The sequence below is a fragment of the Shewanella mesophila genome, assembly GCF_019457515.1.
GTDB lineage: Bacteria > Pseudomonadota > Gammaproteobacteria > Enterobacterales > Shewanellaceae > Shewanella > Shewanella mesophila.
The window spans coordinates 1,235,235-1,254,841 of record NZ_CP080421.1; the positions used below are offsets into that span (position 1 = coordinate 1,235,235).

Consider the following 19,607-nt stretch of genomic DNA (forward strand, 5'->3'; position numbering starts at 1 on the left):
CAACCTCAAGTGCAATATTTAAGGTTAAACGGAAGGTTTAGCCAGCGTTTACAAATAAGGATATTTGTTTATGGTGTTAAAGTCTCAAGTTGTCGCTATCGCGTTTAGTGCGCTGATAAGTCTTAGTCCCTCAGTTAATGCCTCTCCATTTAGTGAAAGCTATGCAGCATATCAGCAGGCCATAGATGCTGCCGATACTGATGCAGCAGTGAAATATGCTAAACAGGCTTATGAGTTAGGCCAAAGTTATTTTGAGAGGGATAGTCTTGATGTTATCCATCTAGAGCTCAATTTTGCCACTGCTTTACAACAAAATGGTGATGATGAACTCGCTTTTGAGCATTTCGACAGCGTGATCACGGCTTATCGTAAGCTGTTTGGAAATGATGCGATTGAGCTTGTCGATCCCCTTATTGGCGCCGCTCAGACAATTTCCGCTTCTGAAGAGAAGAAGCGTTTATTTAAGCAGGCTATTGACATTGCTGAAGATGCTGACAAGCCATTATTGGTAGCAGAAGTTAAAATGTTGACCTTTAATGAACTTGCCTCTACGCCTTTCTATACTCGTGACGTCCGTGATTATGCTTTAGAGGCCTATGAGATCTATAAAGCCCAATTACCCGCCGATGCCATTGAGCGAGTGAAAGCCACATTTTCAGCGGGAATGATTAAGGCGGTGCAACATAAAAATAGCCAAGCTATTGAGTATCTCGAAGAGGTCGTTAAGCAGTTTTCTGTGCTTGATTACAGTCATCCCTATCAACTCGCTGCTCATGCGCGTTTAGTAGAGCTTTATGAAGCCGAGGGGGCGAGCGATAAATCAACCCAGCATTGTATTGCTATTGGCAGCATGACGCCGTGGAACGATAGCCAAGAGCAGACGCCATTGTTTAGAACGCCTCCTCGTTATCCGATCTCTTATGCTCGCGATAGTAAAGAGGGCTGGGCTCAGCTGTCGTTTACGGTCGATGAGCAGGGGTTTGTGAGAGACCCCGTGTTGTTGGCCTCTGAAGGTGGAAAATTGTTTGCTAGGGAGTCTCTTAAAGCGATTAAACTGTGGCGTTATGCTCCCAAATTTGTTGATGGTAAACCGGTTGCTGCCGAGGCAACAGTTCAGCTAGACTTTTCGCTAGGTCATTAAATTGATGCCAAAAATCAATATTTAGATAACATAAAGCCCCAGACAGATTGCTGGGGCTTTATGTTTGATTTGCTTGTATTAAAACAGTTTACTTCCCCATCCTAGTTTGTTTCTCAGTACGTGAAAGTAGTTATAGCCTTTAGGGTGGATTAAACGCAGACGCTCTTGGCTGCGACTGATAATGATTTCATCACCAGGTAATACAGGCAGGGCAACATGACCATCACAACTCACTTCTAACGTGTCGCCGTTATCGGGAGAAACCACAAGTTTGATGGTGCTGCAGGCATCGACCACGATTGGACGACATGAGAGGGTATGAGGGAACATAGGTACTAAGATTAGGGCTTCTAAGTTTGGAGTTAAGATAGCTCCTCCTGCCGATAGCGAATAGGCTGTCGATCCTGTCGGCGTTGAGACTATCATTCCGTCTGCGCGTTGGCTGTACATGAACTTGTCATCAATATAAACTTCAAACTCAATCATATGAGCAATTTTTCCAGGGTGGAGAACCGTTTCATTTACGGCTGTATTGCTCGATTTTACTATGCCGTGGCGATGCACCTCAGATTCGAGTAAGAATCGATGCTCGGTTTCATAATCACCTTGTAATACCTTGCCTAATGCTTCTTCAAAGTTATCTGGCGCTAAATCCGTTAAGAAACCCAGATTACCGCGGTTAACCCCTATAACTCCGATATCGAAACGCGCTAATACACGTGCTGCGCCAAGCATATTACCGTCGCCACCAACAACAATCGCAAGATCGCAATATTCGCCAATTTGCAGCAGGTCAACGGATTTGACGTGAGTGCCAATCTCAGCGGCAATTCTTTCTTCAACATAAACATCAAGACCTTGCATCGTTAACCAATGATGCAGGCGCTTTAAGGTTTTGTGTGTGCCTGTATGGTGGGGTTTGCCAATTAAGCCAATTGTGTGGAACGCTTTGCTCATATTTGTCTTTGATCCATGCCTTAGGGCTTGAAACCTCAAATTTGATCCCCATAATATGCCCAGAGCATGCAGAAACAAAGCATTTTTAGCTGGAGTAACAATGAGCAACGAATCGAGCAAAGCACAAGAACCACAAATTGAAGAAACCATCGACCCGCAAATGGAAACCGAGGTGGTTGAAGATCCAGCCAGTTTGATGGATGAACTTACCCAAGCTAATTTCCGTGTTGAAGAGCTGGAACAGGCGCTATCGGCAGCTGAAGCGAAAGTCGAAGAACAGAAAGACTCTGTAATTCGTGCCGCAGCCGAAGTGGATAATGTTCGTCGCCGCGCAGCGATGGATGTTGAAAAGGCGCATAAGTTTGCCCTAGAAAAGTTTGCCAACGAACTTTTACCCGTTATTGATAACATGGAGCGTGCGCTTCAAGGAACCAATGCCGAAGATGAAGCTACCAAGGCAATTTATGAAGGGGTCGAGTTGACGCTGAAGAGTTTCACTAGCGCAGTTGAAAAGTTTGGTCTAACTCAGGTTGATCCTCAAGGCGAAGCGTTCAATCCTGATCATCATCAGGCCATTGGTATGCAGCCTAGCGCAGAGTTTCCTGCCAATACTGTGATGTTAGTGATGCAAAAAGGTTATATGCTCAATGAGCGTCTGCTGCGTCCTGCTATGGTCATGGTGTCTCAAGGTGGCGGCTCTGTCGATACTCAAGCCTAATTTGAGATAATAGATGAATGACTAACATTTGGGAGTAATCTCAATCAAGATAAGTCATTTATCACCAAGTTTAGATATGAAAAAGGCCTCATTTTGAGGCCTTTTTGCTTATACAAATATCTGTTGCTCGGTTATTCGCTTAGATATTGATTAATTTGAGATAATATCCCTTCACTATCAAGCTTGAGCTCGGCCAAAATTTCCTCTGACTCACCGTGTTTAATAAACTCATCGGGGAGACCGATATTAAGCACTGGTATTGGCAATTTCATTTTTTGCAGTAGTTCGAGCACACCCGATCCCGCGCCGCCCATCACAGCGTTTTCTTCTACTGTCACTAGGAGTTCGTGGCTGGTGGCGAGCTGTTTAACTAGCTCTGCATCCAATGGTTTGACAAAGCGCATATCTGCAAGCGTTGCATCTAATGCGTCGGCGGCGTGAGATGCTGACGCCAAGGTGGTACCAAAGTTGAGGATAGCTATCTTCTTACCTTGACGTTTAATCAGACCCTTACCAATTTCAAATGCTGTCATTGCTTCGACTTGAGGTTCACCAGTGGCGCTTCCTCTAGGGTAACGGATTGCCGTTGGGCCATCGTTATAGCAGTAGCCCGTGTAGAGCATCTGTCTACATTCATTCTCATCCGATGGCGCCATGATCACCATATTAGGAATGGTGCGCATAAAGCTTAAGTCAAATGCCCCTTGGTGGGTTGGACCATCCGCTCCGACAATACCGCCACGGTCGATAGCAAAGATCACAGGCAGTTTCTGTAGTGCAACATCATGAATTAACTGATCGTACCCGCGCTGCAAAAACGTTGAGTAAATAGCAACGACTGGCTTGTATCCTTCACAGGCAAAACCAGCCGCCAGGGTGACTGCGTGTTGCTCGGCAATTGCCGCATCAAAATATTGCCCAGGAAAACGCTGAGAAAACTCCACCATGCCAGAGCCTTCTCGCATGGCTGGGGTAATACCCAATACCTTTTCATCTTTCTCTGCCATATCACATAGCCAGTGGCCAAACACTTGTGAGAAGGTAGGGTTTGATGGTTTTGAAGCGGGTTTAGCAAAGGTTGATGGATCAAATTTAGGGACAGCATGCCAGCCAATTGGGTCTTTTTCTGCAGGCTCATAACCACGACCTTTCTTGGTCATGATATGGAGTATTTGTGGCCCGGAGAGATTGCGCATATTACGCATGGTCTCGACTAAAGCATCGACATCATGGCCATCGATTGGACCAATATAGTTAAAACCAAGCTCTTCAAACATGGTGCCTGGCACAACCATGCCTTTAAGGTGCTCTTCGGTACGTTTAGCCATCTCTTTAATGACAGGCATACCCTTGAGCACTTTTTTGCTGTTTTCACGTATGGTGGTATATAAACGACCTGACATGAGCTGAGCTAAATGATTGTTAAGGGCACCAACGTTTTCTGAAATAGACATCTCATTGTCATTGAGTACCACAAGCATGTCATTATGCAGATCGCCGGCGTGATTCATGGCTTCAAATACCATGCCCCCAGTCATTGCACCATCACCGATAACCGCAACCACTTTGCGTCCAGCTTGCTCTTTTTCAGCAGCAACAGCCATGGCTAAAGCCGCACTGATGGAGGTGCCTGAGTGGCCGACACTAAAGGTGTCATACTGACTTTCTTCGCGCCAAGGGAAAGGATGAATCCCACCTTTTTGGCGTATGGTGTGCATTCGATCTCGGCGACCCGTTAAAATTTTATGGGGATAAGCTTGATGGCCCACATCCCAAATCAAACGGTCGAAAGGTGTGTTGTAGACATAATGCAAGGCGACCGTTAGCTCTACCGTGCCAAGGCCCGATGCGAAATGACCACTCGAGATGCCTACCGATTGCAGTAGATAACTTCTGAGTTCATCAGCAAGTTTTGGGAGCACGCCTTGAGGAAGCTGTCTTAGCTCATCGGGAGTGTTTGCCTGCGCTAGCACAGGGTATTTCGTTATATCCAAACTCATAGCGAGATTCTTTGGCTCTTTATTATACTCTTCGCTCTATGATAAAACGGGCGAATTCGGCAATTAACTGGCTATTGTATGGTAATTTAGCCAGCGCTGATAGGGCATCGTCGATCAAACTTTTAGCAGTCTCTTGTGCACCTTCTAATCCAAGCAGTTTAGGATAGGTACTTTTATTTGATTCACAGTCAGAACCTTGAGGTTTACCTAGCTCTTCGGTGCTGGCAATAATATCGAGTACATCATCTTGCACTTGGAAGGCTAGGCCGACAGCGTCAGCAAAGTCTAACAGGAGAGCACGCTCTATATCTGTGACGCCTGCGGCAATGATAGGTAATTCAACCGCGCAGCGAATTAGTGCCCCAGTCTTTAATTTATGTAGACGCTTTAATGTATCTAAATCTATTGGTTTATTGGTGGCGTTAAGATCCATCGCTTGGCCACCACACATCCCATGGTAACCAGAAGCGTTAGCCAGTGAACGTACCATTAACAGCTGTTGTGTCGGTGATAGCGCCGTTGTTTCTTGGCTAATAATCTCAAATGCTAAGGTTTGTAATGCATCGCCAGCTAAAATTGCCGTGGCTTCGTCAAAGGCGATATGTACGGTTGGTTTACCGCGGCGCAGTGCATCATCATCCATTGCGGGGAGGTCATCATGAATTAATGAATAAGCATGAATACATTCTACTGCGGCTGCGCAACTGTCGAGATGTTCCGGTGGCACATTAAGCATCTCGCCTACGGCATAAACCAAAAAAGGCCTAATTCGCTTGCCACCGATTAAGGCGCCATGTTCCATTGCTGCTTTTAATTTCGGTTCGGTATCGTCTTGAGCATCGATAGATAGACGCAGCAGATTATCGACCCGCTGCTGATATAGGGTTATCGCTTCGGTTAGCAATTATTCGCCCTCTGCTATGTAGGGTTGCAAACTTGGTTGATCATGTTCTTGGGTAAGAATAGACACTTTCTGTTGGGCTTGTTCCAACTTACCTTGGCTATTTCTGACTAAGTTGATACCCCGCTCAAACTGTTTTAAGGCATCGTCGAGAGAAACATCGCCCCGCTCTAGATCGGCAACAATTTGCTCTAATTCCGATAATGATTGTTCAAATGTCAGATTTTCAGGTTTTTTAGCCACGGTAATATTCCCAAGAAATTAGCGACACACAAAGTATCTTAGTGAACTTCATGGGTCAAATTAGGGTGTCGTATATTTGTGCAATAGCACGATTTACGGAGGAATTTTTATAAAAATTTGAATTTGTAGCTAAACTTGCGTGTAAGCTGTCCGATAACAGAATTAGAACAATATTCAATTTTATCAGATATTATATCCTAAAGTGATACGTGCGGTTAGCGCTATGAAGGTCAATTAGACGACTTTATTTTGCTCAACTTTAGGTACAAACCCTATCTTTAAGGGGGATTTGGGGTAAGATCATCAAAACCCTATCTTTGATGTTTTAGAGCTGATTAAAACGTAGACATCCTAGTCGATGTTTTAGAAACAGCCAATACAATAAATAAGGAACAGTTGTGGATTTAGCGACCCTGATAGGCCTCATTGGTGCATTTGCTTTTATTATTGGAGCTATGGTTAGTAGCGGCGGTATCGCCATTTTCATTGATGTGCCCTCAGTGCTTATCGTTATGATAGGTTCTTTATTTGTGGTCATGATGAAATATAACCTTAAACAGTTTCTTGGTGCGGTGAAAATTGCAGCCAAAGCGTTTATGTTCAAAATCGACAAACCCGATGTGTTAATAGAACAGTCTGTCACTATGGCCGATGCTGCGCGTAAAGGGGGCTTTCTCGCATTAGAAGAAGCTGAAATTAGCAATAGCTTTATGCAAAAAGCCGTGGATATGTTGGTTGATGGACATGACGGTGATGTTGTTCGTGAGGCATTAGAAAAAGATATCTCCTTGACTGAAGAGCGCCATAAAATAGGTATTGGTATTTTTCGTGCGCTAGGTGATGTCGCACCCGCTATGGGGATGATAGGTACGCTTGTTGGCTTAGTGGCTATGTTATCGAATATGGATGATCCTAAATCAATCGGACCATCGATGGCGGTGGCGCTGTTAACTACTCTTTATGGCGCAGTCATTGCTAACATGGTTGCTATTCCTATTGCCGATAAATTGACTTTACGTATGGGAGAAGAGATGCTCAACCGTAATCTGATCATGGATGCGGTGCTTGCGATTCAAGACGGTCAAAATCCTCGAGTTATTGAAGGATTCTTGAAGAATTATCTTTCAGAAAAACAACGTCAGATAGATACAACGGACGGAGAATAGCCTGATGGCTAAGAAGGTCAAATGTGATTGTCCACCAGCAGGAGCGCCAATGTGGTTGGCGACCTTTGCCGATCTGATGTCGCTACTGATGTGTTTCTTTGTTCTGCTGCTCGCATTCTCTGAAATGGACGTGATGAAATTCAAGCAAATTGCCGGTTCGATGAAATATGCATTTGGTGTACAGAATAAAGTAGAGGTGAAAGATATTCCTAAGGGGACATCGGTTATCGCACTCGAGTTTCGTCCCGGTAAGCCAGAACCAACGCCAATTGAGATCATTAATCAGCAAACTAACGAGATGACCGAGCCTACTATTGAAGTTCAGGCCGGTGAAGATGACAGCGCCGGTGGAGTCCAGCAACAACGTGGCGAGCAAAGAGGTGGTGAGGCGTCATCGACAGCGCAAGAGCAAGCCGATGCCGAAGCGCAGTCTCAATCACAACAGCAACAAGCATCCTCTCAAGATCAGATTAATGATCAAGTGAAGAAAATGGCTCAAGAACTCAACAAAGAGATTGTCGATGGTGCCATTGAGATCGAGTCGTTAGGGCAGCAGATCATTATTCGAATTCGAGAAAAAGGCGCATTTTCATCCGGTTCGGGATTCTTGCAACCTAGGTTTAAACCTGTGGTGCGTCGAGTCGGGGAGCTACTTAAAGATGTTCCCGGGATAGTGACTGTGTCGGGTTATACCGATGATATGAATATCAGTAATGAGCTTTATAGCTCTAACTGGGATCTGTCGAGTAAACGTGCCGTCGCCGTGGCCCATGAGCTTATTAAAGTTAAAGGATTTGATGATAAGCGAATGAAGGTTGTTGGAATGGCGAGTTCTTCACCATTAGTTCCTAATGATTCTGCAGATAATCGCGCTCGAAATCGCCGGGTTGAAATTGCCATAGAGCAAGGTAAGGCAAAAGAGTCGGATGAGATATTGGTTGGTCAATAACCTTTAAGTTAATGACAGGCATCATAAAACGGGCCCTATTAGTGGGCCCGTTTTGTTTAAGGGTTCTAAAAATTGCCATCTTTTACCACGGCTCGATAGGCATTTGCATACTGACCTTGGTATAATAGTCAGATTGCTGTCTAAAATTATTCCCTCGGAACTTCCATGAAATTTATCGTAAAACTGTTTCCTGAAATCATGATGAAAAGCAAACCGGTAAGAATGCGTTTTACCAAGATGCTTGAAACAAACATTCGTAATGTGCTGCGAAAAGTCGACGACGATGCGAAAGTGCAGCGTCAGTGGGACAAGATCATGGTCAAGGTGCCAGCCGATAAGCCCGAGATGGTGGCTATTTATGCCGAGCGTCTAGCCTGTATTCCGGGGATTGCTCATGTGCTGCAAGTTAAAGAAAGCACATTTGAATCGATCGATGATATTTATCAACAGACCTTACCTCTATATAAAGAGCAACTTGCGGGCAAAACGTTTTGTGTTCGAGTGAAACGTAGCGGTCAACATGACTTTAATTCAATTGAAGTTGAACGTTATGTCGGTGGTGGTTTGAATCAATTTACCGATGCTGCAGGCGTTAGACTTAAAAACCCTGATATGACAATTAACTTAGAGATCGATAGAGACAATCTTTATTTGGTTGAAAAGCGTATCGATGGGCTTGGTGGATTCCCGATGGCCACCCAGGAAGATGTGTTGTCGCTGATTTCTGGTGGGTTCGACTCAGGTGTTTCAAGTTACCAATTTATCAAGCGCGGCTCTCGGACTCATTACTGCTTCTTCAATCTTGGAGGCGATCAACATGAGATAGGTGTTAAGCAGGTTGCTTATCATCTTTGGCAAAAATATGGTGAGTCTCACAAGGTTAAGTTTGTTTCGGTTCCCTTTGATCCTGTGGTTAGCGAAATTTTAGAGAAAATCGATAATGGCCAAATGGGCGTCATACTAAAACGTATGATGATGCGTGCAGCTACCCGCGTCGCCGATAAAATGGGTATTCAAGCGTTAGTGACTGGTGAGGCGATGGGCCAGGTATCGAGTCAGACACTGACTAACTTGAATGTGATAGACCGTTGCACCGAGATGTTGATTCTGCGTCCGCTTATCGTGATGGACAAGCAAGATATTATCAATATTAGTCGTCAGATCGGTACCGAAGATTTTGCGAAATCTATCCCTGAATACTGCGGCGTGATCTCGCAAAAGCCGACGGTAAAAGCGGTACTCTCTAAAATTGAAGCCGAAGAGGCTAAGTTCTCTGAAGACTTATTAGATAGAGTTATCCAAGCTGCGGAAATTATCGATATTAGGGAGATTGCCACTAGCATGGATACTAAAATCACCGAAACTGAGACTGTCGATACCGTTAATGGTGGGGAAGTGGTTGTTGATATTCGCGCACCAGAAGAGGAAGAACAAAGTCCTCTCGCTATCGAGGGTGTTGAAATTAAAGCCATTCCTTTCTTTAAGCTAGCGACCAAATTTGCCGATTTAGATAAAGATAAGACCTATCTGCTTTATTGTGACAGAGGTGTGATGAGTAAGCTTCAAGCGTTATACCTGCAAGAGCAGGGCTATCACAACGTAAAAGTGTATCGCCCTTAATCTGTTTACTCATTAATGCGATAGAGGCCATCATTCAACAGAATGGTGGCTTTTTGTTTTTTGCTCTTCCCCTCAAAACATAAGCAAAATGAATGTACAAAAAAGCCGCATCGCTGCGGCTTTTTTATTATCAATTAGGATTAGCTAGGGTGTTACTCAGAGCGCTGTACACTAATGCTAATGTTCGTTTGCTGTTCATCTTTTTCAGCAACGAGCACGGCGTTTACATCTTCATTGAGGTCTTGTTGCATCTGAGCTAATCCTTCAGCCAATTGGGCGCTGATAGATGCATGTAGATCTGTGGTATCGATAATAATTTCGTCGGCAGTTACTGCGGTTGAAGCAGATAACAGCGCGATAGCAAAGACAGTTTTAAGGTTTATCATTTTGGTCGCCTCCGGGCGGCTAACTAGAGGGGTCAGACACTCCCCAATTACGTCGTAGAGGCTGTCTAACTTTATTCGTTTCATTGGCGCAAAATTTAACCAAAAACGCATTTCTTTACAAACGATAAAATGTAACAATGAGGATTAGAAAAACTAATTGAAATGTGAGACCAGGATCACTATGTCTAGACGTTTACCTCCCCTAAATGCGGTCAAAGCATTTGAAGCCGCGGCAAGGCATTTGAGTTTCACTCGAGCAGCTGAAGAACTTTTTGTAACGCAAGCAGCTGTTAGTCATCAGATTAAGGCGTTAGAGGAGTATTTAGGCCTTAAACTTTTCCGCCGTAAAAACCGATCTTTGCTATTAACGGAGGAGGGACAGGGATACTTTCTCGATATAAAAGATATTTTTGTGCAACTAGCCGATGCCACAGACCGTTTACTTGCGAGAAGTGCTATCGGTTCGCTTACGGTCAGTACTTCGCCCAGTTTTGCTATTCAGTGGCTAGTTCCAAGGCTAGCAAACTTCAGTGAGAAAAATCCTGATATCGATGTGAGGATCAAGGCGGTCGATAGTGAATCGAGTTCACTAACTGATGACGTGGATGTTGCGATTTATTACGGTATGGGGAATTGGCCTGGCGTTCGCGCCGATAAACTGCGTAATGAGGTATTGATCCCTGTCTGTTCACCTATGTTACTTAACGGGCCTAAGCCATTATCTCAGCCAAGTGATCTTAAATTTCACACTTTATTGCATGACTCTAGCCGCCAAGATTGGCAGGCGTGGTTTAGGCAGTGTGGCATTAATGATATTAATGTGAACCAAGGTCCAATTTTTAGTCATTCATCATTAGTGCTTCAAGCTGCTGCTCATGGTCAAGGGGTCGCGCTTGGCTATAGTGTATTAGCTCGTCCTGATATTAAGGCCGGCAGATTAGTGTGTCCTTTTCCTGAAGTACTTGTGAGTAAAAATGCCTACTATCTTGTATGCCAGCAAAATCATGCCGAGGTCGGTAAGATTGCTGCTTTTAGAGAATGGATGTTAGATATGTTCGAAGAGGAATCGCGTAGTGAATTACTGCCGGGCTAATAGAGCCATCTTCAATATCATACTAGGGGTAAGATGATGCAGAGTATATTCACCATTAAATCATCTATGCTGGCAAGCGAACTTCCGCAAAGTGAATGTTTAATCGAAGGGCCGCTCACCAAGCCTGAGCTTGACCAATTAGATACGCTTGTTCTGCTCGCTCATGGCGCTGGTGCGAATATGAAGCATGATTTTATGACAGAGATGGCGGGTGGACTCGCGGCTAACGGGGTGAGCGTTGTGCGTTTTAACTTTCCCTATATGCGAAAGAATGCCATTGATGGTAAACGTAGACCGCCAGACAGAGCCCCTAAGCTGTTGATGGACTTTAATCTGCATATAGCCGCGATTCGAGAGCAGTTTAAACCTGCAAAACTCATTTTAATGGGAAAATCGATGGGGGGACGTATGGCTGCTATGGTCGCTAGTGAGACTGGTGTCGATGGGGTGATCTGTTTAGGTTATCCATTTGTCCCACCAAAAGGCGGTGAGCCGAGACTCGAGCCTATCGCAAACTGTAAGGCTCCTCTGTTAGTGATTCAGGGTGAGCGAGATAAATTTGGTGCTAAAGGCGAGGTCGACATTTGGCTTGCACCTTATTCTGCTCAATTAAAGTGGTTAACCGACGGCGATCATAGTTTCATACCAAGAAAGTCGTCAGGCACTACTCAAGCGGCTAATCTTGAGCTGGCTATATCTCATAGTGTTCGTTTTATTAGGGGGTTAAATGCGTAAGGGATTCTTTTTAATGGCCGCATTAAGTGGCTTTATGGCCGTTGCACTTGGCGCGTTTGCCGCTCATGGGCTTAAACATGTTACCACTCCAGAGATGATCGCGATTTTTAATCTTGGCGTTGAGTATCAGTTTTATCATACCTTTGCGCTGATCGCGGTTGCCTTTAGTGGCCACTGGTTAAAGTCTCGTTTGATCGATTGGGCAGGTTATCTTTTTCTGCTAGGGATAGTGCTATTTTCTGGCTCACTCTACCTCTATGCATTATTAGGCGCAAAGTGGACTGGACCCATTACGCCGATGGGCGGGGTATGTTTCTTGCTGGGTTGGTTATTCATTGCTGTTGCTGTGTGGCGTAATCGGGTGGTTGAACTAGATGATTAAGCTAGCGTAGATTGAGCTAAGATAATCGTATTCATTTTAGAGAAAGTGTAGAATGGCGGCCAATTGCTTTGGTCGCCATTTTTTATTCAGGAAGTTCTGATGATTAACCTATTTTTATATTGCCGTGCCGGCTACGAAAAAGAGTGTGCCGCAGAGATACAGCAGCGTGCGGCTGAATTGAATATTGGTGGCTTTGTTAAAACCAACAAGAATGACGCCTATGTTATTTTTCAGTGTTTTCAAGCGGGTGATGCCGACATCTTGGCGAAATCGCTCGACCTAGATTCACTCATTTTTACTCGTCAGATGTTTGCCGCGAATGAGTTACTTAAATCATTACCTGAAGGCGATCGGGTTACCCCAATTGTTGAGGCGTTGGCTAAGGTTAGTAAAGCGGGTGAACTGAGAGTCGAGACGCCCGATACCAATGAAGCAAAAGAGTTGTCTAATTTTTGTCGTAAGTTTACCGTACCTTTGCGCCAAGCGTTAAAGCGCAGCGGTAGCTTACTAGAGAAAGAAAACCCTAAGCGTCCGATTATTCATGTGTGCTTTGTCGGCTCAGGCACTGCCTATGTTGGTTATTCCTTGAGTAATAACAGCTCACCTCACTTTATGGGGATCCCCAGATTAAAGATGGCTGCCGACGCGCCGAGTCGTTCGACGCTAAAGTTAGATGAAGCCTTTATTCACTTTATCCCAAAAGAAGAGCAAGAGCAGCGTTTACGCAGCGGAATGAACTCTGTTGATTTAGGCGCATGCCCTGGTGGCTGGACTTATCAGTTAGTTCGCCGCGGTATGTTCGTCGCTGCGGTAGATAATGGACCTATGGATCAAGGTCTGATGGATACCGGACAGGTAAAACATTACCAGGCCGATGGATTTAGATTTGAACCGCCGCGTAAGAATATTTACTGGCTGGTGTGCGACATGGTTGAAAAGCCTTCTCGAGTTGCTGAGCTTATCGAAGCTTGGGCGATTAACGGATGGTTTAAAGAGGCTATTTTCAACCTTAAGCTTCCGATGAAGAGCCGTTATAAAGAAGTGTCGACTATTTTAGATACCATGCGAAGTATCTTAAAAGAGAATGGTATTGAAGAGTTTCAACTCTCTTGTAAACACCTATACCATGATCGCGACGAAGTCACTGTCCATTTATGGTTGCGCCCCAGTGTTGGATTTTAGACCGCACTAGCGTAAAAAAAGCCCCGAATAGTGATTATTCGGGGCTTTTTAATATCATTTTAATGTGTCGACTAAAGGCGCTCGATCACAGCCTGAGTGAAATCAGTTGTACCGTGGGTACCACCAAGATCACGAGTCGTACGGTCACCTTCTTCAATCACCGCAGACACAGCTTTACGGATCGCTTCCGCTTTATCTGACATGCCCAAGTATTCAAGCATTTGAATCGATGCCAAGATCACTGAAGTTGGGTTGGCAAGGTTTTTACCTGCGATATCAGGTGCACTGCCGTGTACCGCCTCGAAGATCGCTGCATTCTTACCAATGTTGGCTCCAGGCGCCATCCCCAGTCCGCCGACTAGGCCAGCACAAAGATCTGACAGGATGTCACCAAATAGGTTGGTGGTGACAATCACGTCGAAGTTTTCTGGATTCATTACCAGTTTCATACACGTTGCATCCACGATCATCTCTTCGGTAGTGATGTCTGGATAACGTAGACTGACTTCGCGAGCAACTTTGAGGAATAGACCTGAAGTTGATTTCATGATGTTGGCTTTATGAACGATAGTGACCTTTTTACGACCCTCTTTACGGGCTAATTCGTAAGCAAACGTTGTGATCTGTTCAGCGCCTTGACGGGTAATAATGCTGGTTGCTTCAGCGGTGGCACCATCTTCAGAGATAGTTTGGCCTAATCCTGAATACATACCTTCAGTGTTCTCACGTACAGTAATAATATCGATATTATCGTAGCGAGCTTGAGTTCCTTTAAAAGAAAGCACTGGACGGACGTTGGCATATAAGCTGAACTTTTTACGCAATGTTACGTTGATAGAGGTAAAACCTTCTCCAACGGGTGTAGTGAGTGGACCTTTTAGCGTAATGCTATTTTTTTCAATCAGATCCAGCGTACGTTGTGGAAGAAGTTCACCTTGCTTCTCTAACGCCGCTAAACCAGCATCGGCAAACTCATATTCAAAATCACATCCTGCTTTGTCGAGGATTTTGATGGCTGAGTCGATAATACTTGGTCCAATCCCATCGCCAGGGATCACGGTAATTGTTCTTTTTGACATGGAGAGTCCTTCCACGGTTGGTCGTTACTGCTATTGTCTGACCATGTCGAAAGACACGGTTAATGACTATGAATTTTGTAGAATCTTATCGGCTCTATTTTAACTACTTTTGCGCAAGTTTCACAGGAAATAGTGAGCAATCTCACGTTTTTTTGTGTAGGCTAACTTGCATTAATAGAGGCTAATGACGATGATGGAATCTTAAGTGTTAAAAAAGTCTACTTTAGTCTAATAAATCGAGAATAATCCGTTAATAAAATAATTAAAACGAGGAAAACCTTGAAGTCATTCCCTACTGCCAGCCTAGCACTGCTTTGTGCCAGTCTTTTTACCCCCTCACTGTTTGCCGCAGATGTTACTCCAGAAGCCATAATGAAGTTTGAGTCGCTGAGCAAACCTGTCATTTCCGCACAAGGTAATGCGTTTGCAGTTGAAGTCGCTCCTGACCGTGGCGATAGCCATGGTATGGTCAAAAGACTCGATTTGGCTAAATCATTTGAGGTTCAAGGTGGCTCAAAGCCTAAAGTGAATCGTAATGGTCGCTTTGCTGCATTTGTTACAGAGCCTAGTTTACTCGAACAGGAGAAGGCTACTGCAAAACAGCGTAAAAAGTTGAAATCAGGCCTTGCTCTGCTCGATACCCAAACAGGTCAACAGACTCGTTATCAAAGAGTAAAAGAGTTCGCCTTTAACGACGCTGGTACCCACTTGGCTGTCTGGTATGAAGAAGATGAATCAAAGCCAGAAGAGAGTGGCGCTGATGATAAGTCAACGGGCAAAGCTGAAGAAAAGCTGGCCAAAGTTGATGACTATGATAAAGGTCGCAAGCTTGAACTGGTTAATTTAGCCAGCGGCCAAAGTCAAACGATTGAAAATGTTACCGCTTATTATTTCAATAAGTCAGGGCAATATGCCGTGCTGGCGCAAAATGATATTGCCGCTAATCTGCACCGCGTAGTACTTATCGATCTCAAAAATGACAGGCGAACCGTTGCACAAGGTTATGTGGATCAGCAGATAGGGGCTGTGGCTGTTAGCGATGATGGTTCGGTCATCTCCTATACCTATGGCGCGGCAAAAGAGGCTCCTTATGGCCGCCAATATCAATTGGCGCTGTTTTATATCAATGAAGCCAAGCTGCATCTCACTACTCAATCGGCTGATTGGGTGCTCAATCGTTATACTGAGTTAAGGTTTTCTGAAGACAGTAAGCGTTTGTTCTTTGGTCGAGTCCCTCAGGTTAGTCAGCAACTCGAGTTACCTAAGATCGAAAATGAAGCCGATCTATTTGAAGCGTCAATTATTACAGGGCAACGGGAGCTGAATATCTGGCACGGGGATGATCCTCGTATTAAGCCTAATGAGATTAAACAGTATAAAAAGGAGCTAAAGCGCACTTATCTAGCGGTATTGCATATGGAGAGCAAGCAGATCATTCAATTGACTGATCTGCAAGTCCCCGATATCGAAATCCAGCAGCAACAGCGTTATGCGCTAGCCAGCAGCGATGTTCCCTATTTAAAGATGATCACATGGGCTGGTTTCTATCGTGATTATTATATTGTTGATATAAACACTGGTCGAAAAGTGCCATTTATTATTCAACAGCCTACCTCTGAAAAGCCGTTACTTTCACCTAATGAGCGTTTCGTTGCCTATTATCAACAAGGCGATATCTATCTCTATCAAATAGCGCAAGATACTCGGGTTAAATTGACCAAGGATTTTAAGACTCCATTTGCCGATGAAGATCATGACTATCCGTCAGCGGCTCCAAGTTACGGGTTTGGTCCTTGGTTAGAAGATGGTTCTGGATTTTTAGCTTACGATAAATATGATATTTGGCAGTTTAATACTAACTCTTTGGCGGGCTTTAGGATCACCGCTGCGACAGGTCGTAAGAAACAGATCCAGTATCGAGTAGCGGGATTATTTGATAGTGAAAGTGTGCCCTCAACATTAAGCACAGAGCAAACCTTGTTGCTGCATGGCTACAATGAGCTCACTAAAGCGGATGGCTTTTATCAAGCTAAAGTGGGTGTATCTGGTGTTAAGCCATTAATGCAAGGAGATTATAAACTTAAGGTTTTAGCTCGCGCAGAACAGAGTAGTGAAATCTTGTTCTCGAAAGAGCGCTACGATCTCTACCCTGATCTCTACAGTGCAAAATTTAATGCACCGCAGCAAGCGAACCGTGAAACAGACTTAGATAGTCAGCGAAGAGGACTAGATTGGGGTCATTCGGAATTAGTTCATTGGACCAATGGTGATGGGCAACCCCTCGATGGCGTCTTGATTAAGCCGACGAACTATAAACAAGGTCAGCGTTATCCTGTATTGGTTTATTTCTACCGATTTATGAGTGATCGCTTGCATGGATTCCCGCAAATGAAGCTTAACCATAGGCCGAATTTCGCGTGGTATGCCGATAATGGTTATGCCATTTTCTTACCCGATATTCGATTTGAGGTCGGTTACCCAGGGGCGACATCGGTACAAGCATTAACATCGGGTGTGCAGAAGCTAATTGATATGGGGATTGCCGATAAAGATGCCGTCGGGATTCAGGGGCACTCTTGGGGCGGCTATCAAACCGCTTTCGCCGTCACCCAAACTCATATTTTCAAGGCTGCGGTAACTGGTGCTCCGGTATCGAATATGACCAGCGCTTATAGTGGTATTCGTCACGGTACAGGTCTTGCCAGACAGTTCCAATATGAAACGGGTCAAAGTCGTATCGGTGAGAGCTTGTTTAGGGCACCGCAAAAATATATCGAAAACTCACCCGTTTTTTACGTGGAACGTATTAAGACGCCTATGATGATTATGTTTGGTGATAAAGATGATGCAGTGCCTTGGGAGCAGGGCGTTGAGTTGTATTTGGCGATGCGTCGGGCCGCTAAAGACGTAGTGTTTTTGCAGTATGAAGATGAACCTCATCATTTGAAAAAGTACCCAAACAAGGTCGATTATAGTTTAAGAATGATGCAGTATTTCGACCATTACCTAAAGGGTCAGCCTGCGCCGAAGTGGCTAACTCAAGGCGAAGCCTATACTGAGTATAAAAAGTCAGAGTAAGGTTATACTGATTGGGATGAATGGTTTCATTTAGGAAAAGCCGAGCAGGGATTGAGCTCGGCTTTTGTTATTGTGTCTTTAAGGAGTTTCTATGGCTGAAATTGATCGTAAAGGTGCTCAAGTTAAATTCCCACCTCCATTGATTTTTGTAAGTTTCATGGCTTTAGCCTATTGGATGGGCAGCTTCTATCCCATCACGTTCTCTTCACCTGAATGGTTAAAATTCATCGCAGCGTTTTTGATGGTAATGGGTTTTGCGATCTTACTGCATATTTTGTTTATCTTTAAACGTCAGCAGACCGCTATCGAGCCGTGGCAACCGACCTCGGTTATAATTTCTCATGGCTATTATCGTTACTCGCGCAATCCTATCTATCTGATTTTTTGCCTCTATCCAATCGGCCTTGGATGTATGCTGGGATCATTATGGTTAATTGTGAGCCTTGTTCCCGCATGCATCGCTGTTTATCTCATAGCAATAAAGGCCGAAGAGCGTTACTTACATCAGAAGTTCCCACAGGAGTATGGTGAGTATTGCCTCAGAGTGAGGCGATGGCTATAAATAGGGCCGATCTAGATCGGCCCTAAAATAGAGATATTTTCAGAGCCACAGAAGCAAAATTCAAGGCGTCAGTGGCCTAAGATGTCATATTCTCTCGTTGGGTTAACCATCGATGGCGGCAGCTAAATATTGTTGATAGGTATCTTGTCCCCAGGCAATCAATTTATTGTTTTTAAACAGTAAGGGCGTGCATTCATCTCGAGTTGTTTCCCCATCAGATTTACTATGATGAGTGCGATAGAATAGCACTTGAAGCGTCTCATGATTTACGGTTTTCGCTTCAGAAAAGTCGGCTTTACCTAGGAGTAGTTTTACTTGGTCAACAGGGATGCCGAGGGTGATTTCAGTGAGCTTAGCCTTGTTGTAAGCCTGTCTATCTTCCCAGTCCATATCATCGGGTGTTGGTTCATATACCAGTACAACAACGGCAACAAAGGCGAGGTAGGCGGCAAAAATAGAGCCGATTATGACTGGAACTTTTGATTTCATTGTACTTAACAATCCTTCTGTTAATTGGGTATCAGCCTATACATCCACCTTGGCAACATGTTATTTACAATATAAAACAGATGAAAAGTGGAAGATAGTCTATTGGCTGCTATCGGAAAAAAGAAATAAGTAACCGAATGTTTACGTCGCAGTTGACTGCTGAACTCGATAGCTTGCGAGATGGGTATTGAGTGCGATATCGGTTTGCAGTTGAACCAATTTGTAGCTTAGCCGAGCCAGAGGTCTACCTTCTTCGAGTTTTTTAGCCTGTTTCGCGCCAATTTTATCTAAGGAGTTGTAGATATTGGCCAAGGTTCGGAATGTTTTTAGTAGCTCTGCTGCCGATTTTGGACCTATTCCGGGTACACCAGAGATCTTATTGCCGCTATCTCCAGCAAGTGCCAAGAAGTCGATAAATTGAGTTCGGTCGACAGCAAGTTTTTGCTCTCGCTCTTCGATGGTCAATGCTGTTTGGTTGAAGTAGTCCCAGCGTGAGATATTCGGGTTTAATAGCTGGGTAAAGCCTTTATCAGTTGAGACGATAATAGCGCGATTAGATTGCGCAACTTTTACCGCGAGCGTCGCAATAACGTCATCTGCTTCAGCTTCGGCATTAATTGAATTTATGCCGACTTCACTGAGGCAGCTTTTTATCTCTTTAAGCGCGTTAGCCAGCGCTTGAGGCATAGGTTTACGTCCTTTCTTATAATCATGATATAAGCGCTTTCGCCAAGATACTCCATCTCCATCCCACACTATGGCGACGTGGGTTGGAGTATGGCTTTGTAACAGCTTCAAGCAGGCACTACGAACTCGTTCTGGTAATCCATTTACATCATTTTCGTTAGGTTGTGCAGCGTGAATTCGCCTTACAAGGTTAAGTCCGTCGATGATTAAAAAGGTGTTCATAGCTGTCTTGGGATCTC

General features: G+C 44.4%; 19 protein-coding genes. 11 read left to right on the forward strand and 8 right to left on the reverse strand.

Annotated features, from left to right (window positions below; translation table 11 throughout):
* Positions 1-70: 70 nt before the first annotated feature.
* The gene (locus tag K0I73_RS05525) at positions 71-1,141 is read left to right on the forward strand and encodes a TonB family protein (protein WP_220063505.1); all 1,071 of its coding nucleotides are present in this window, start codon (positions 71-73) and stop codon (positions 1,139-1,141) included.
* 78 nt (positions 1,142-1,219) lie between these two features.
* On the opposite strand, the gene nadK is transcribed toward K0I73_RS05525, so the two are convergent.
* Complete coding sequence (gene nadK, locus K0I73_RS05530) at positions 1,220-2,098, reverse strand: NAD(+) kinase (RefSeq protein WP_220063506.1); 879 nt, start codon at positions 2,096-2,098, stop codon at positions 1,220-1,222.
* 100 nt (positions 2,099-2,198) lie between these two features.
* On the opposite strand from nadK, the gene grpE reads away from it, so the two are divergent.
* On the forward strand, positions 2,199-2,816 hold the full coding sequence (grpE, locus tag K0I73_RS05535) for a nucleotide exchange factor GrpE (protein ID WP_220063507.1): 618 nt from the start codon (positions 2,199-2,201) through the stop codon (positions 2,814-2,816).
* Between the two features lie 131 nt (positions 2,817-2,947).
* Here grpE and dxs read toward each other — a convergent pair whose 3' ends face one another.
* From dxs to xseB, 3 genes are read right to left on the reverse strand one after another with little or no spacing between them, the layout of a single operon-like run.
* Entirely contained in the window at positions 2,948-4,816 is a 1,869-nt protein-coding gene (gene dxs, locus K0I73_RS05540) for a 1-deoxy-D-xylulose-5-phosphate synthase (RefSeq protein WP_220063508.1), read from the reverse strand.
* Positions 4,817-4,838: 22 nt separating this feature from the next.
* Complete coding sequence (gene ispA / locus K0I73_RS05545) at positions 4,839-5,720, reverse strand: (2E,6E)-farnesyl diphosphate synthase (RefSeq protein WP_220063509.1); 882 nt, start codon at positions 5,718-5,720, stop codon at positions 4,839-4,841.
* Positions 5,721-5,960 (reverse strand): exodeoxyribonuclease VII small subunit, encoded by a 240-nt coding sequence (xseB, locus tag K0I73_RS05550; protein ID WP_220063510.1) that lies wholly within the window; start codon positions 5,958-5,960, stop codon positions 5,721-5,723.
* 398 nt (positions 5,961-6,358) lie between these two features.
* Here xseB and pomA point away from each other — a divergent pair, with 398 nt between their 5' ends.
* From pomA to thiI, 3 genes are all read left to right on the forward strand, one after another.
* Entirely contained in the window at positions 6,359-7,126 is a 768-nt protein-coding gene (gene pomA, locus K0I73_RS05555) for a flagellar motor protein PomA (RefSeq protein ID WP_220063511.1), read from the forward strand.
* A gap of 4 nt (positions 7,127-7,130) precedes the next feature.
* A complete protein-coding gene (locus K0I73_RS05560) occupies positions 7,131-8,075 on the forward strand; it encodes a flagellar motor protein MotB (protein WP_220063512.1) in 945 nt (314 codons plus the stop codon).
* A gap of 165 nt (positions 8,076-8,240) precedes the next feature.
* Entirely contained in the window at positions 8,241-9,695 is a 1,455-nt protein-coding gene (thiI, locus tag K0I73_RS05565) for a tRNA uracil 4-sulfurtransferase ThiI (RefSeq protein WP_220063513.1), read from the forward strand.
* 152 nt (positions 9,696-9,847) lie between these two features.
* Here thiI and K0I73_RS05570 read toward each other — a convergent pair whose 3' ends face one another.
* On the reverse strand, positions 9,848-10,081 hold the full coding sequence (locus K0I73_RS05570) for a hypothetical protein (protein WP_220063514.1): 234 nt from the start codon (positions 10,079-10,081) through the stop codon (positions 9,848-9,850).
* A 181-nt stretch (positions 10,082-10,262) separates the two neighbouring features.
* Here K0I73_RS05570 and K0I73_RS05575 point away from each other — a divergent pair, with 181 nt between their 5' ends.
* The 4 genes from K0I73_RS05575 to rlmM all read left to right on the forward strand — a co-directional run bounded on the left by K0I73_RS05575 (position 10,263) and on the right by rlmM (position 13,473).
* Positions 10,263-11,174, forward strand: a complete 912-nt coding sequence (locus K0I73_RS05575; RefSeq protein WP_220063515.1) for a transcriptional regulator GcvA — start codon at positions 10,263-10,265, stop codon at positions 11,172-11,174.
* Between the two features lie 36 nt (positions 11,175-11,210).
* The gene (locus tag K0I73_RS05580; protein ID WP_434086714.1) at positions 11,211-11,909 is read left to right on the forward strand and encodes an alpha/beta fold hydrolase; all 699 of its coding nucleotides are present in this window, start codon (positions 11,211-11,213) and stop codon (positions 11,907-11,909) included.
* Positions 11,902-12,291, forward strand: coding sequence for a DUF423 domain-containing protein (locus K0I73_RS05585; RefSeq protein WP_220063516.1), 390 nt, complete (start codon positions 11,902-11,904; stop codon positions 12,289-12,291). The genes K0I73_RS05580 and K0I73_RS05585 overlap by 8 nt, the downstream gene beginning before the upstream one ends.
* A 99-nt stretch (positions 12,292-12,390) precedes the next feature.
* Positions 12,391-13,473, forward strand: coding sequence for a 23S rRNA (cytidine(2498)-2'-O)-methyltransferase RlmM (rlmM, locus tag K0I73_RS05590; RefSeq protein ID WP_220063517.1), 1,083 nt, complete (start codon positions 12,391-12,393; stop codon positions 13,471-13,473).
* Positions 13,474-13,544: 71 nt separating this feature from the next.
* Here the strand turns inward: rlmM and K0I73_RS05595 are convergent, their stop codons facing one another.
* Positions 13,545-14,552 carry an isocitrate dehydrogenase gene (locus K0I73_RS05595; RefSeq protein WP_220063518.1) on the reverse strand — a complete coding sequence of 336 codons (1,008 nt, stop codon included), beginning with the start codon at positions 14,550-14,552 and terminating at the stop codon, positions 13,545-13,547.
* Between the two features lie 279 nt (positions 14,553-14,831).
* Between K0I73_RS05595 and K0I73_RS05600 the strand changes: the two genes are divergently transcribed.
* On the forward strand, positions 14,832-17,630 hold the full coding sequence (locus tag K0I73_RS05600; RefSeq protein ID WP_434086700.1) for an alpha/beta hydrolase family protein: 2,799 nt from the start codon (positions 14,832-14,834) through the stop codon (positions 17,628-17,630).
* A 91-nt stretch (positions 17,631-17,721) separates the two neighbouring features.
* Positions 17,722-18,192, forward strand: a complete 471-nt coding sequence (locus K0I73_RS05605) for a methyltransferase family protein (RefSeq protein WP_220063519.1) — start codon at positions 17,722-17,724, stop codon at positions 18,190-18,192.
* A 102-nt stretch (positions 18,193-18,294) separates the two neighbouring features.
* Here the strand turns inward: K0I73_RS05605 and K0I73_RS05610 are convergent, their stop codons facing one another.
* Positions 18,295-18,681, reverse strand: coding sequence for a DUF3192 domain-containing protein (locus K0I73_RS05610; RefSeq protein WP_220063520.1), 387 nt, complete (start codon positions 18,679-18,681; stop codon positions 18,295-18,297).
* Positions 18,682-18,822: 141 nt separating this feature from the next.
* Positions 18,823-19,590, reverse strand: coding sequence for a flap endonuclease Xni (gene xni / locus K0I73_RS05615; protein WP_220063521.1), 768 nt, complete (start codon positions 19,588-19,590; stop codon positions 18,823-18,825).
* Positions 19,591-19,607 lie beyond the last annotated feature (17 nt).

What these genes read in the sequence shown, in the direction of transcription:
- K0I73_RS05525 (WP_220063505.1), top strand. Translation starts at nt 71, where the DNA reads ATGGTGTTAAAGTCTCAAGTTGTCGCTATCGCGTTTAGTGCGCTGATA.
- nadK (WP_220063506.1), bottom strand. Translation starts at nt 2,098, where the DNA reads ATGAGCAAAGCGTTCCACACAATTGGCTTAATTGGCAAACCCCACCAT.
- grpE (WP_220063507.1), top strand. Translation starts at nt 2,199, where the DNA reads ATGAGCAACGAATCGAGCAAAGCACAAGAACCACAAATTGAAGAAACC.
- dxs (WP_220063508.1), bottom strand. Translation starts at nt 4,816, where the DNA reads ATGAGTTTGGATATAACGAAATACCCTGTGCTAGCGCAGGCAAACACT.
- K0I73_RS05560 (WP_220063512.1), top strand. Translation starts at nt 7,131, where the DNA reads ATGGCTAAGAAGGTCAAATGTGATTGTCCACCAGCAGGAGCGCCAATG.
- thiI (WP_220063513.1), top strand. Translation starts at nt 8,241, where the DNA reads ATGAAATTTATCGTAAAACTGTTTCCTGAAATCATGATGAAAAGCAAA.
- K0I73_RS05570 (WP_220063514.1), bottom strand. Translation starts at nt 10,081, where the DNA reads ATGATAAACCTTAAAACTGTCTTTGCTATCGCGCTGTTATCTGCTTCA.
- K0I73_RS05575 (WP_220063515.1), top strand. Translation starts at nt 10,263, where the DNA reads ATGTCTAGACGTTTACCTCCCCTAAATGCGGTCAAAGCATTTGAAGCC.
- K0I73_RS05580 (WP_434086714.1), top strand. Translation starts at nt 11,211, where the DNA reads ATGCAGAGTATATTCACCATTAAATCATCTATGCTGGCAAGCGAACTT.
- K0I73_RS05585 (WP_220063516.1), top strand. Translation starts at nt 11,902, where the DNA reads ATGCGTAAGGGATTCTTTTTAATGGCCGCATTAAGTGGCTTTATGGCC.
- rlmM (WP_220063517.1), top strand. Translation starts at nt 12,391, where the DNA reads ATGATTAACCTATTTTTATATTGCCGTGCCGGCTACGAAAAAGAGTGT.
- K0I73_RS05595 (WP_220063518.1), bottom strand. Translation starts at nt 14,552, where the DNA reads ATGTCAAAAAGAACAATTACCGTGATCCCTGGCGATGGGATTGGACCA.
- K0I73_RS05605 (WP_220063519.1), top strand. Translation starts at nt 17,722, where the DNA reads ATGGCTGAAATTGATCGTAAAGGTGCTCAAGTTAAATTCCCACCTCCA.
- K0I73_RS05610 (WP_220063520.1), bottom strand. Translation starts at nt 18,681, where the DNA reads ATGAAATCAAAAGTTCCAGTCATAATCGGCTCTATTTTTGCCGCCTAC.
- xni (WP_220063521.1), bottom strand. Translation starts at nt 19,590, where the DNA reads ATGAACACCTTTTTAATCATCGACGGACTTAACCTTGTAAGGCGAATT.